Origin of the sequence: Streptomyces sp. NPDC001231 (genome assembly GCF_042896885.1) — a bacterium.
GTDB lineage: Bacteria > Actinomycetota > Actinomycetes > Streptomycetales > Streptomycetaceae > Streptomyces.
Map to the genome: position 1 here is coordinate 1 of NZ_JBIAXS010000042.1, position 12171 is coordinate 12171.

Below are 12171 nucleotides of genomic sequence, written 5' to 3' on the forward strand. Positions count from 1 at the left end.
CCCGCGGAGCGGGTACCACATCGCTGCGCGATGTGCAAGTGAACTGCCCCGCTGCGCGGGGCAGTTGCGGTTCGCTGCGCTCAACCGTGCCCTCGCGGTGCGAGGGCGCCCCCCTCCGCTGCGCTCCGGGGGGGGCTGCGCGATGTGCAAGCGAACAACCGTGCTGCGCACGGTTGTTGCGCACCCCGCTCCGCGGGTGCGAACCCCGTTGCTGCGCAACGGGGCTGACGGCGGTCGCTGCGCTCCCGTCGGCCCGCGCGATGCGCGGGCGGTCCTCCTCCGCTGCGCTCCGGAGGACCTACGGGAGTTGGGGAACGCTGCGCGTTCCCGGGCGGGTCCGCTGCGCTCCCCCGCCTGACGGTCCTTCCGGCTTCGCCTCCAGAACCGCCTCGGCCCGCTGACGCGGGCCGGGCTGGCTACGGGGGTGGGGCCTGTCGTCGTGTTCTAGTGCAGTGGGTGCATCAGGTTGATGCAGCATGTACCGTTGGCGGAAACACGGGACACCCTCAAACCACCTGATGCGGGCCCAGATGCCTGCGCTTCCGGAAAAGGGATGATGCGACAGTTGTTGTCGCTGAAATCGGTGTGCCGTTTGAGGTGGAGTGGCGGTTCTTCCGATGCATACGCCAACCGGCCGCTATAGGCGTGAACTGACAGCCCATCCAAGGGAGGCCGGCGGTTGTGGTCTGCTCGCTTAAAAAGGGACCGCGGAGCTGTGAAATCTGAAGGTCCGATGCACACGCGTCTGGATCCCTGAGCTGTTTGCTCGTGCGGTCAGTCAGCTCGGAAGCTTGGGACTACTGCGTGGTGGCTGTAAAGCGTTGGTCGTCGTCGAGGTGGCCCTTGTTGGGGGGCCTACGCGTCGCCATGCTTGCGAAGCATGGCGCTCGGGGTCCGGGGGGTCGCTTGTGTGATGGCTGCTCCGTTCCTGGTGGCGTCCTGCGAGGCTGGCTCAGGCTTCTTGCGTTGACGGCCTCTATAAGTCCCAGCGGATTTCCTCGCGGAAGCGTCACAGGGTCGATCTCAGAATTACGTAGATCACCTTCATGGTGTCAAATGGTCTTAATCAGTGATGGTTGCGTGTTTGCTACTGCGTCGAGATGGAAATTTTCAGCCACCTGGGTGGCGACATTTGAAGCGGTTGCTGGCTCGGAGCCATCGGCCGCTGCAGTATTTCCAGTCGGTTATTGTGTGCGCGCCGCCACCGAGGACGTGAAGGTGTGGAAGCGGGTTCTGGCCTTTGGCTGGGGCGGCCGATTCGAAACGTCGATGTTCGGCCAGGCGGACTTGGAGAAGATCGGCCGTCTCAAAAGTATGTTCCATTCCCATCAATCACTGCTTTACGGTCCCTCAATGCCTGTCAACCCCGACAGGCGGAAGGGGACTCATGGGTACGAGAAGACACGGCAAGGCCCGGATCGTTACTCTGGCGCTCGCGCTGTTCGCTGGCGGTGCCGCCGGTGTGGCTGCTCCCGTCAGTGCTGCTGCCTCCGGCAGCGCTGATGTAGTCACCACCGCGCCGCAGATCGCCGACGCCCAGCACCCGATACCGAAGATCGGCTCCATGTTCGAGGGTTCCCTCGCCCGAAGCGCCAGTACGGCACTTCCGAGGGTTCCGGATCTCACCGAGCACGGGGAGACCACGGCCAAGCGCACCGGCGCCACCTACACTGTCAATGCCGACGACGTGACCGGTTCGATCGGTCTGAGGAAGACCCTCGTCGACTACGATCCGATCCGCGACTGCTCAGTGGCCCTGGGCGGGAAGCCCGGCAATCGAGTCATCGACCACTACACGCTCTGCATGATCAACTCGATCTACTACAACACTGTCGAGACGAGCACGGGCAAGATCATCGGCACGACGTCTTGGCTTCAGATCACGGCCGGACAGTCGGGTGCCGAGGAGCGTGCCGCGCACTTCACGACGAGCCTTGAGAGCTTCAAGCGCGAGGGCGACACCGGGTCCGCACCCGCAACGAAGAAGCTTGAAGTAACGATTGGAACCGGTGGCTATAGCGGCTCCGACGGCACCAACAAGCCGTGCAGCGTGCTGGGCAGTGACGCCAACCCGACGACCGAGGATGTGTGGGACACCACCGACAGGCGGGCCGTGCACACGGTGTACTCGTCGAAGGCGGATGGCTACGGTCGCGACTTCATCTCCCGGTGCGCGTTCAGCACGTTTGACAGGAACGGCAGCAACGACTGGGGCATGATCAACTCAAGCGGTCTGCGGCAGGATTCCGCAGACTACTTCTGGGAGAGCCCCACGGACCATAAGGAGTCCACGTCGGTCTTCGACCGCGTCATCCCGGTGATGGTGTACTCCCTCAGCAGCCCGGCCCATAAGGAAGTCGCCGCGCACATCAACCTGGCGCAGACCCACCCCGAACTCACGGACCCCAAGGTCAACGGAAAGCTCATTCCGGGCTCTATCGCGTCAGGCAAGACACTCTCACGCCTGTACGACAAGTGGGACACCGTCGCTGGGGAGCAGAAGAAAAAGAACACGGCGGCGAAGGACAAGGCGTGCGCGACGATCAAACCGTCGAACACGAACGGCCTGGACTGTGATGAGTACCCGTTCGCGTCGACTTGGGAGGGTGCCGGCTCGGGCCCTAACTTCTCCGTGAAGTATCTCGACTCGACGCAGAACCGCAGCGCCGGCAGCCAGCTCGGCGACTGGTACACGAAGGACAGGATCCTGCACAAGGACTCGTTCTACGTCGCCATCGACAAGTAACTGACGCACCCAGCAGTCCGGTAGCCCCTCACCCCGAACGGTGGGGGGCTACTCGCGTCCGAGCAGACGAGCGATCTCGTCCTCCTCGGCTCGCTGCCTGGCGAACCGCTCCCGCAGCCCGACCTCACCGCTCGGCACGGGCGCCTCCTGCTCCCCTGCGGGAGTGAATACGACCGCATACTCCTCGAAGCCCTCGCTGGCGCCCCATGCCTCTCGCTGCATCGCCTCCTCGTGCCGTTCCCGAGAATCCTCCCGCCCCCGCGCCCATACTTTGACGCGATAAACATGGGACGGATCGAGATCAATGGCCGGCTCACCTGGCTCGATGCTCTGGCCGAACGCCTCGACCGGTCCGGGGGCGGGTGATGCGACGCCGTTCATGGTGTCGCACGCGTACATCCGACCCCCGTAGACAGGCGCGTAGGAAATTGTGGAGACAAGCCGCCAGTCACCTCCCGGCACAGTCTCCTGGCCGGGTGCAGCGCTGGACAATACGACGGGCACCCTGTGCGCCTGCACACGGGAGACGATCACGATCTGGCCGGGTACGACGATGACCGGGTCCGACGTGGCGAAGTCCACCCGCGCCTCCACGGCGTCGAAACCAGGATCGCGCATCTCGCCGATGCTGAAGTGCGAATACTCCACTTCGACGATCCCCGCACGACTGACATCCACAAACCTCACCCCTCCGACTCCGCCCATATCGCGATGCGCTCAGCAGGGAAGTCTAGGCGTCACATCCCTTTTCTCAGGGCGTGGGCTTGATCAGGTCGAGTGCATGAGCGGGGTGTGTCCGGTAGTGGTCGGCTGCGGCAGCGTGGTTGCGCCTGCCGGCCAGGTCTGCGAGGGCGAGGGCGGTGTTGCGCAGGCCAGGCAGGGCAGCCTTCCGCCAGCCAGCCCGGATGTTCACTGCCTCGCACGCGCGCGCCTTGAGGCGGCCCGGCATCGCCACCGTGTGGCACCTGCTGCTGGCGAGCGCAGTCAGTGTGCGGATGTGTGATCTGCCGTCTTCCTGTCAGTGAGACGTCTGGGGATGTACCGCCCTATGACAGCAGCCAAGTCGCGAAGTGCTACCCCGTGTCAGCCGCCAGCCATCGACACAGGCCGACCACCACCAGGAACACGCCTCTCCTGATCAACCGTCACTGCCATGCTCCCACTGACACGAAGCCGACAGATCGCAGGATGATCGCGCTCGCCCTGGGCGGGGTCGTCGCCGCCTACGTGCTGGGCGTGGCCCCGGCCGACGCCGTGCGTGGCCTCCTCGGTATGTGACAGCCGTCGTGCCCGGAGCCTGGCCGCCCACGGTTCCGGGCACGACGGTGTCCCTCGTGTGCTCGGTGCGGCTGTCCGAGCGACTTCTGGGGCGCCAGGCCAGGGCCTTTCGGGCCTTTCCACCTGGCGAGACACGCACTTGGCAGTGGGAAGTGCAGCTCAGAAGGGAGGTTCGTCGCTGTAGCCACCTGGTTGGACTGGTGCCTTGGAAGGGGTGCCGGTGGCCCATGGGTCGTCTGCCGGGGGCGATGCAGAACCGCCCCAGCCTCCGGAAGCTTGCCGGGCCGGGGGCACGGGGGTCGACGGGGTGCCCCAGCCCGCAGGGGTCTGCGCGGGCGCGGCGGGCGGAGTTGCTGGTGCTTCGTCCGGCTCGAGGTCGTCGATGTCGTTGTTCCACAGCCGACGCAGGTACTCACGGCAGGTCGCTGGATCGTCGTCTTCCCAGCGGTCGTCCGGCTCGGGCCAGCGGCGACCGTCGGGATCTCGGTCCTGCAGCGTACAGAGTGCACGCAAGAGGGCGTCGACTACTGCCCATTGGCTGGTCGTCGTCCCGGTGAGGAGACGTCGGATGGTTTCTCGACTCACCTTGTAGGGGTTGGGCATGGTGCCAGTGCGCTCCGCGATCTGCGGGAGCGGGGGCCGTCCTGCTTCCCGGTAGTGGACGAAGAGCTCGGCAACGAGCTCGCGCTTGGGTCCAGCCGGCAGCACATCCTTGCCAGGCATCCGCAGCATTCGTGGCATCCATCAACTCTGCCACGCGTCAGCGTAGTTAGACACAGGAAGGCTCACTCTTGCTCGGTATCACTCCACATGAGAGCCCAGGTGATCCCATGTGACCTCACTCAGGCCGCTCTGAACCTCATCTGGTCTCGCATTCGCTGTTCTAAGGCCATCTACAACCGGTAGAAACATGTTTCAACAAACCCATGTTTTCGCTGGTCAGAGGCAGTTTTGAGGTGCTTTTGTTGTTGTCGTTCGCTCCTGAGACTCGCACGTTTGTCTCAAGGAGTGGACAGCGGCACGGCTGTCGCCGGAAACGGCGACGGCCCCCTGGTGGGCAGGGAGCCGTCTGCAGAAGACCGAACATTCTCGACAAGGAGAGGCTCATGTCTAAGGGCGAGCGTACGGGCAACGGCCCGGCCCCGGAACCCCCCATCCCGTCCTCGGCAACCCGGTGGGTCGCACGGGCACGGCGCGCGCGCAACGAGGCCGGCCTCTACCTGATCCGGGGTGCCGCGACCGCAGCAGGCGGTGCCCTGGTGGCCTACGGCAGCTTCTGGTTCCAGACCCGGTAGCCGCATCGACCATCCGAGCAAACAGCGCGGGCCGGGCGGGGTGTTCCTGTCCGGCTCCATCAGCCGTGGCCGAGTGCGCCCTGTACCGGGGTGGAGGCGCACTGGGACTGCGGCGTACCGCTCTGCTACCGGGCAGCACGCCAGCAGTTCAGCTCCTCTTTCCAGCTCTTGGGCGGCGACCACGGGACGCCCCCAGAATGCGAGCTGGTCACGGGTCTATCCGCCGGCAGGCGTGTGGCGACCTCGGTCTCGTACGACGGCAGTTCAGGCATGTAGGGCTCATGCGTCACCGCGTCGAATCGGTGCTATCGGAGGGCTGGTCTATGGTCCGTCGTTTTGCCGTTCGCCGCCGATTTCCACGCCCAGGTAGCTCTCGCGCAGGTACTCATGGACCGCTTGCTCAGGGACGCGGAAAGACCGACCGACACGGATGGATGGGAGGTGGCCGCTGTGAACCAGACGGTAGACCGTCATCTTGGAAACCCGCATGACGGACGCAACTTCCGCAACGGTCAGGAACACAACCTCGTTCAGGGGGCGCTGACTGGACGGCCTGCTCGGTGCCGAGGGCGGCGGTGTGTCCTCCCTTGGGGTGGTGGTGTCGTCAGCGGGCTCACCCAGCAGGTGGAGAAGTTGCTCCCTGCGCCGTGTCAGGCTCTCCCGGTCGACTTCTACAACTCCCGCCGTCTGGTCGATCAGGTGGCCGATCAGCAAGTCGGTGTCGATGGAGCGGCTCCGCTCGTTGTCCGTCATGCCTGCTCCTCCTCTTGTTCTCGTGTGGGGAGTGCCTCGGCTTCTCCGGTGCTCTCAGGCTTAACAGCCTTACGCACCGCGGCGCGAGCCAGGGATATGTGCTTGCGGACTCCGGATGGTTGCAGGTCCAGTAGGTATGCGATCCGGGCCACGGAGTACTGCTCGATGAAGAACAACACGGCGATCTGCCGGCGTCGTTCCGGGAGGCCTCGGATCACCTCCAAGCAGCGTTCGAGATCAGCACGGGCAAAGACCACGTCCAAGAGATCGGGTCCCCGACTGGCGTACTTCTCTCGCTCCTCCATGTCGAGACGCTCAAGTTTGCGGGACCGGCGGATGCCGTCGACCCACTTATGGTGCACCACGCTGCGCAGCCAGTTGCGACGCTCGTCATCGGTCCGGTTGATGAGTGAGCCCCACTGGACCGCAGCGGCAAGGAACGCCATCTGCACGAGGTCCTCGGCCGCGGACTTGTCCTCGCCAGTTCGGATCATGGCGTAGCGCACCAGCCACTCAGCTTCCTGCTCCCATAACGCTGCGATCTGCCGCCTCGTCTCCGGGCGAAGCCGCATCCCTCCTTGGCTCACGCCGGTCCCCCTTCGTGGTCTGCGGCTTCTCCTACCTGCACCCGCATAGCCGGCCCCCCTCGTCCTCGTTCCTGCACCACCACCGTCCCGGCGGGCGCGTTGCGCACCAGGGCGACCAAGGTTGCTCTCCGCTGCCATTCCGCAACCAGAGCTGACATGCCGGCAAGGACGGCAACGAGAGAGAGCCCCAACCAGACCCTGGGCTGCGATAGGACTATCCACAGCCCGCCTGTCCAGTGCCCCAGAAGAGTGTTCACGTCATGGAGTCGAACGAAGGGCCAAAAGCGCTGCCTTCCCCCATCAAGATTCTTTCGGACTGGCGCTCTCTGCACGCGGGCCGCGATGCTGGTCCCAACCAGGTGAAGCAACTGTCCGCGATCGGCACGCGCTGGGCATAGAAGGCGCGCGTCCTTACTGGATAACAGGTCTGTAGGAAGTGCAAGGCCCGGGCCGGGTGGTCCGGGCCTTCGTCATGCCTCGGAACTTTCTCTCCGGTCGCTGCTGTCCGGGTGCCGACTTCCGGCCCTACGGGGTGACGAAGCCGATCCCGGAGGACGAGACGCAAACACCTGAGACCTGTCACTGTCCCGCCCGCCAAGCCGAACTTCCCCAGGAGCAGCACCGATGACCACCCGCCAGACGACCGAGGGAACGCCCGCGCCGATCGTGGCTACGCTGGACACGCCCACCCTGGGCCGGGCCGAGACCCCACAGGGACGCTCTCACACAGAGAGCCGCAGCAGGACCGCCGACCGCGAGGCGTGCACCACCCCCACGCGGACGACACCACGACAGGTGTCCGCCGTCCTCGATCCCTCTGCTCAAGGAAGCAGCATCATGACCCGGGACAACGTTCCCACGCCCGTCCAGCCGCCCGGCCCCGCGCCCGTTCCGCAGCAGCCCGCTGTCGGTGCCGGCCTGACCACCGCGATAGTCCAGGGCGCCGCCCAGGGCGCCGCTCGGTCCTTCACAGCCCGTCTGATGGACAAGTTCCTCACCAACCCGCCCGACTGGCTCAGAGCCTTGTGGCACGCACTACCGCGGCCCTGGGAGTAGCCGCCGCAGCCGGGCAGGACCGTCCTGCCCGGCACCGAGGTCGTCAGGCGGCGCTGACGGTGCCGAGGATCTCGTCCCGGCCGTGGCTGTGCACAGTGACTCTCCGGCCGCCCGAGATGAAAGGCCGGTGCACGACGATCGGCGCGCTGGTCACGCCTCCCCGCGTGTCCCGGGCCGGTTCGAGGGGCGAGTCGGCCCGGGACATCAGGGAGGGCCGTGGGCCTCCCGCTCGGTTCTCCGCCGGCCTCGGTCTGCTTGCAAGCGGGACCGCCGGGCCGCTGTGGTGACCGGTGGCTGGCAGGGCCCCAGCTCTCCTCCCTGTCCGGGTGGCGCCCCCGGGCGGACCGGGACTTGCGGGGCTAAGGCCTCCGCGGTCCAAGGTTCGACCATCCATTCATGCGTGGCTCCGTCACGCCCAAAACGAGGAAGTGCCATGCCTGCAACCCGGGCGTACTTCCGGCAGAGGAGCCCCCGATGACTCGACGGCGTGCTCCCCGGTACGCGCTCCCGGCGACCGGTGTGATCGGCGGTGGGGCGGCCGTCGGCATCTCGGCCTACGTCGGTGCCCCCTGGTGGGCGTTCCTGTGCTCCGCGCTATGTGCTGTGATCGCCGGCGTGGCCGCACTTCTGCCGCAGGAGTCCGAGCACCGGCGTGACGTGGTGCGGGACTACCTCCGTCACCGCGAGCGCATGTACCGGCTGCGACGCGAGTTGCCCCGGCAGCAAGCGTGAGGATTCCTGACGGCCGGGTATCACTGCCGGCCGCCGCCTCGCCTCTCGCCGCCCGGACGCCCCCAGAGGCCGCAAGCGCGGAGGCCGCCGCCGACGCGCAACGAGACACCGGGCGCCCGATCCCCCGCCGCGCCGACCGCCAGCCCAGCCCGCCCCACCTCTTCTCTTTTTCTGTTCTGGGGTGGGCTGCGAGAGGCGCATAGGGGGATGTCGGGCTGCCGACCACGGCCGGGCAGGCGTGGTGACCTGCGGATACGTCGCCCAGGGCGCGTTCACGCGCGGTCAGTTGTCGGAGGGGTTGTCGGCGGGGATGTCGGCCTGGTTGGGGGCGGTGTTGTCGGTTCGTGACCGTGGTCGGGTCTTGATGGTCGGTGGTGTGGTCGGGGGTGTCGGCTGGGCTGACTCGTACACGCGGCGCCGAATGGGACGGCGCCGCACCGTATAGGAGGAGCGGGACGGGTGATGACGGACGTGGACGCGGGCAGTGGCGACCGGCTGGCGCTGGCGGTGCTGGCCCAGTACCGGATGGCGACCACCGAGCAGATGCACCAGATCCTCAACCCTGGGGTGCGGATCGAGCAGACCCGGCGCCGGCTGGCCAAGCTGCGCGCCGAGGGTCTGGTCGACCGCATCACGATGCCGCAGACCGGGCGGCTGCGGGTGTGGTTCCCCACCCAGTACGGCGTGCAGGTCGCCTGCGAGTGGCCGGAGTTGCGGGGACGGCGGCCGTCGAAGACGGTGTCGGACCGGACCGCTGTGCGGCTGCGGGTCGGACACGCGCTGACGGTGACCGAGACGGCGCTGGCCTTCCTCCAGGACGCGCGGCGCCGCGGCGAGTTGTGCCGGCCACTGGACTGGATCCCCGAGGTCTACCACCCCATCGGGAGCGGCGAGGCGGTCATCCCGGATGCCTTGCTGTACTACCGGCGCGGCCGTGAGGGCGGCGAGGGGGCGATGCTGCGGGCATTCGTCGAGGTCGACCGGGCCACCATGGGCCCCGAACGCCTGGCCGCAAAACTCAACTCCTATGCCCGTCTCCACGGCTACGTGCCCGCACCCGCGCCCGGCAGACGGCAGCGGCTGGCCGGCGCGGAACCGTTGGAGGAGGAATGGAGGCGGCATTACCCGCTCTTCCCGCGGCTGCTGTTCGTCCTGGACGGCACCGGACCCGCCGGCATCACCACCCGCCTCAAGGCCCTGCGCGCCGCCGCCGCGAACCCGGCGCTAGCCGGCTTCCTGCGCGAAGTCCCCGTCCTCGCGGCACCCCTGGTCGACCTGCTGCAAGGCGGCCCTGCCGAACCCGTGTGGCACCCCGTCCAGGACCCCCACAGCACCGTCAGCTGGAGCCACTCCCCGGGCCTGGACACGCCCCGTGCAGCCCATGCCCACCGCGGTGCAGCGGCTGCGCACCACCCCGACCACAGGCCCGACCACAGCTGGTCAGAGCGTTGGGCGGCCAGTTGAGCCCAGACCCGGCAGTGCCGGTTAGTGGCCCAGTCGGCAGGTGTTCCAGCCCCGGCCGTCGCGTATCAGCGCGCCCGACCGCTCCAGGTTGGCCAGGTGATAGGCGACCGACGCCGTGCTACGCATCCCGACGGCGTGGGCGAGCTGCCGCACCGACGGCCCCTCGCCCTTGTCTTCGATCCACCGCCGGATACAGCGCAGGATCTCCTCCTCCCGCTCGGTCAGGTGCTCCGGGCGCCGGTTCACCGCTGCTCCTGCCGGGTACGGACCTGGTCGCGCAGCTTGGCCCGGGCGGCCGGCATGCGGCCCGGCCCACTCCAGTAGGGATGCCAGCACAGCCGGACGGACAGCCACTGCAGCCGGCGGCGCAGCATGGTGGTCCGGGCCCGGTCCGGCGCGGCTAGGGCCTCGTAGGTGCGGTGCCATTCCGCCTGGAGCTGCATCAGGTCCGGGGGGAAGGTCGTGTGCTCCATACCCGCTATTAGGCCAGATGTTCGATTTTCTGGCCAAGTCCTGGCGGGTTGCTTCACCCCTCCGGGTGTGGTCGGGGGTGAGTGCAGCACCGCCAGACCCATGGTCGGGGTCGTGGTCGCCCTGGCCATGGCGGCTCGGGCTTCCGCGTCGGCCTGGGCGGCCTGCCGGCGGCAAAGATGGCCGGTCCCTTACTCGGTCGGGTGAAGCCGCCAGGATCGGAGAACCTCTTGGGGCGCCAGCGCGTAGTGCCGTGCATGGAGCCGATCAACGAAGCACATGTGGTGGAGCCGGGGCTGGCCGTGGTGGAGATCGCGGCATGCGACGACCAAACCGCCTTCACCGTCCAGGAGCTGCTCGCCACGCGGTGGGCGACCGCGACGGCGGACCATACGACCCGGGATCCGGGGCAGCCCGGAGTGCGGCTGCGCTGCTACCTGGACGTGCGCCAGACGCCCGGCTCATAGCGAGAGGGCGCCCGCCGGCCTTCTCGTGCCGGGCCGGGCGGCGTCCTAGGCTGATACTGCTCGGGGCTGGAGGTGTGTCATGCCCCCGAAGGTGTGGACCGGTGCTATCTCGTTCGGGCTGGTCAGCGTCCCGATCGCCGTCCTGGGCGCAACCGAGGATCACAGCGTTCGCTTCCGCCGGATCCACACCGCCGACAACGGCCTGGTGCGCAACCGCTACTGGTGCGAGATCGAGGACCGTGAAGTCTCCTACGGGGAGATCGGCCAGGGCTACGAGATGGCCGGCGGCCGCATCATCCCGCTCACCGACGAAGAACTGCGGCAGCTGCCGCTGCCCACGGCGCGCGCGATCGAGCTGGTCGGCTTCCTCCCGGCCGCCGACGTCGACCCCGTTCGGATCGGCCCCGGCTACTACCTCCAGCCGCAGGGCAGCGTCCCCAGCGACGGCGGCCGGGACGGACGACCCGAAAGCCGTTACGCAGGCGGGAGGCGAACGTCGCAAGCCTCCTAGTGACATCAGAACAAACCGACATCGCAAACTCGCTCAGCCAGTGACTCCCACAGTCACATCGAAACGACTCCCGCGGTCACGTACAAAGCCAGGTGGAGCAAGGGCCGTGGCCCCCGGCGTACGCCGGGGGCCACGGTGTGAGGGCGAAGGGGGTCTGGCTGCGTCACCTGACCTGGAGGGTCAGGTTCTTGGGCCAGTAGGCCTGACTGAGGCGCTTGAAGAGGTCCTTGATGTCCTTCGGCGCAAGCTTGATGCAGCCCCAGGACTCGTAGTCGAAGTCGCCGTCCCACCGGTAGTAGTTGTCTACGCCCGGGAGGTACACCGGGTTCTGCGTGCCGTCGCTGAGCATCTCGCTGTGGATGTAGAGAGCGGTGCGCTTGACCGGTGTCCGGCCGGGCTTGGGCTTGCAGTACTTGTCCTCGAGCTGGATGGCGTTGCCCTTGATTCCCGTCTTGAACCAGCCGTCGTTGCGGTTGGTCTCGTGGCCCTTGATCTTGTAGGTCCCGTTGGGCAGCCAGCCCTTGCCGCTGGCGCACTCATCGGTCACTCCGTCTTCTCCGGAGCCGGCGCGGTAGGTCTTGAGCACGTTGCCGTCTCGGAGCAGTGAGAGGGTCGAGTAGGTCGGGTAGCGGTGGTTCTTGGTGAACTTCAGGACGTACGTGCCCGCTCCGGGCTTGGCCTTGGTACCCGGCGTGGCCGGCTTCGCGGTTTTCGAAGCGGACAGCAGTGTGCTCCAGGTCTTCGGGCCGACGACGCCGTCGGCCTCAAGGCTGCGGCTTTGCTGGAAGGTCTTGACGGCGGCCGCGGTGCG

General features: G+C 67.1%; 13 protein-coding genes. 7 read left to right on the forward strand and 6 right to left on the reverse strand.

The genetic code is table 11. The annotated features are described in order from the left end of the window. The first annotated feature begins 1387 nt into the window (after positions 1-1387). A complete protein-coding gene (locus ACFY3J_RS34805; RefSeq protein WP_390842501.1) occupies positions 1388-2746 on the forward strand; it encodes a NucA/NucB deoxyribonuclease domain-containing protein in 1359 nt (452 codons plus the stop codon). Between the two features lie 48 nt (positions 2747-2794). On the opposite strand, the gene ACFY3J_RS34810 is transcribed toward ACFY3J_RS34805, so the two are convergent. After that, positions 2795-3424, reverse strand: a complete 630-nt coding sequence (locus tag ACFY3J_RS34810) for a hypothetical protein (protein WP_390842502.1) — start codon at positions 3422-3424, stop codon at positions 2795-2797. 1706 nt (positions 3425-5130) lie between these two features. Between ACFY3J_RS34810 and ACFY3J_RS34815 the strand changes: the two genes are divergently transcribed. Then, positions 5131-5319 (forward strand): hypothetical protein, encoded by a 189-nt coding sequence (locus ACFY3J_RS34815; protein ID WP_390842503.1) that lies wholly within the window; start codon positions 5131-5133, stop codon positions 5317-5319. Between the two features lie 321 nt (positions 5320-5640). Here ACFY3J_RS34815 and ACFY3J_RS34820 read toward each other — a convergent pair whose 3' ends face one another. After that, positions 5641-5853: a helix-turn-helix domain-containing protein gene (locus ACFY3J_RS34820; protein WP_390842558.1), complete on the reverse strand. Its 213-nt coding sequence runs from the start codon at positions 5851-5853 to the stop codon at positions 5641-5643. A 215-nt stretch (positions 5854-6068) separates the two neighbouring features. Next, positions 6069-6644: an RNA polymerase sigma factor gene (locus ACFY3J_RS34825; RefSeq protein WP_390842504.1), complete on the reverse strand. Its 576-nt coding sequence runs from the start codon at positions 6642-6644 to the stop codon at positions 6069-6071. Between the two features lie 852 nt (positions 6645-7496). Here ACFY3J_RS34825 and ACFY3J_RS34830 point away from each other — a divergent pair. The 3 genes from ACFY3J_RS34830 to ACFY3J_RS34840 all read left to right on the forward strand — a co-directional run bounded on the left by ACFY3J_RS34830 (position 7497) and on the right by ACFY3J_RS34840 (position 9911). Then, positions 7497-7715, forward strand: coding sequence for a hypothetical protein (locus tag ACFY3J_RS34830; RefSeq protein WP_390842505.1), 219 nt, complete (start codon positions 7497-7499; stop codon positions 7713-7715). A gap of 474 nt (positions 7716-8189) precedes the next feature. Then, the gene (locus ACFY3J_RS34835; protein WP_390842506.1) at positions 8190-8447 is read left to right on the forward strand and encodes a hypothetical protein; all 258 of its coding nucleotides are present in this window, start codon (positions 8190-8192) and stop codon (positions 8445-8447) included. A 462-nt stretch (positions 8448-8909) separates the two neighbouring features. Next, complete coding sequence (locus ACFY3J_RS34840; protein WP_390842507.1) at positions 8910-9911, forward strand: replication-relaxation family protein; 1002 nt, start codon at positions 8910-8912, stop codon at positions 9909-9911. 21 nt (positions 9912-9932) lie between these two features. On the opposite strand, the gene ACFY3J_RS34845 is transcribed toward ACFY3J_RS34840, so the two are convergent. Next, positions 9933-10157, reverse strand: coding sequence for a hypothetical protein (locus ACFY3J_RS34845; RefSeq protein WP_225080659.1), 225 nt, complete (start codon positions 10155-10157; stop codon positions 9933-9935). Then, positions 10154-10384, reverse strand: a complete 231-nt coding sequence (locus ACFY3J_RS34850; RefSeq protein WP_390842508.1) for a hypothetical protein — start codon at positions 10382-10384, stop codon at positions 10154-10156. The genes ACFY3J_RS34845 and ACFY3J_RS34850 overlap by 4 nt, the downstream gene beginning before the upstream one ends. 255 nt (positions 10385-10639) lie before the next feature. On the opposite strand from ACFY3J_RS34850, the gene ACFY3J_RS34855 reads away from it, so the two are divergent. After that, on the forward strand, positions 10640-10849 hold the full coding sequence (locus ACFY3J_RS34855) for a DUF6207 family protein (RefSeq protein ID WP_390842509.1): 210 nt from the start codon (positions 10640-10642) through the stop codon (positions 10847-10849). Between the two features lie 79 nt (positions 10850-10928). Next, on the forward strand, positions 10929-11360 hold the full coding sequence (locus ACFY3J_RS34860) for a Ku protein (protein WP_390842510.1): 432 nt from the start codon (positions 10929-10931) through the stop codon (positions 11358-11360). 163 nt (positions 11361-11523) lie between these two features. On the opposite strand, the gene ACFY3J_RS34865 is transcribed toward ACFY3J_RS34860, so the two are convergent. Next, a partial coding sequence (locus tag ACFY3J_RS34865; RefSeq protein WP_390842511.1) for a L,D-transpeptidase family protein occupies positions 11524-12171 on the reverse strand: 648 nt, incomplete at its 5' end.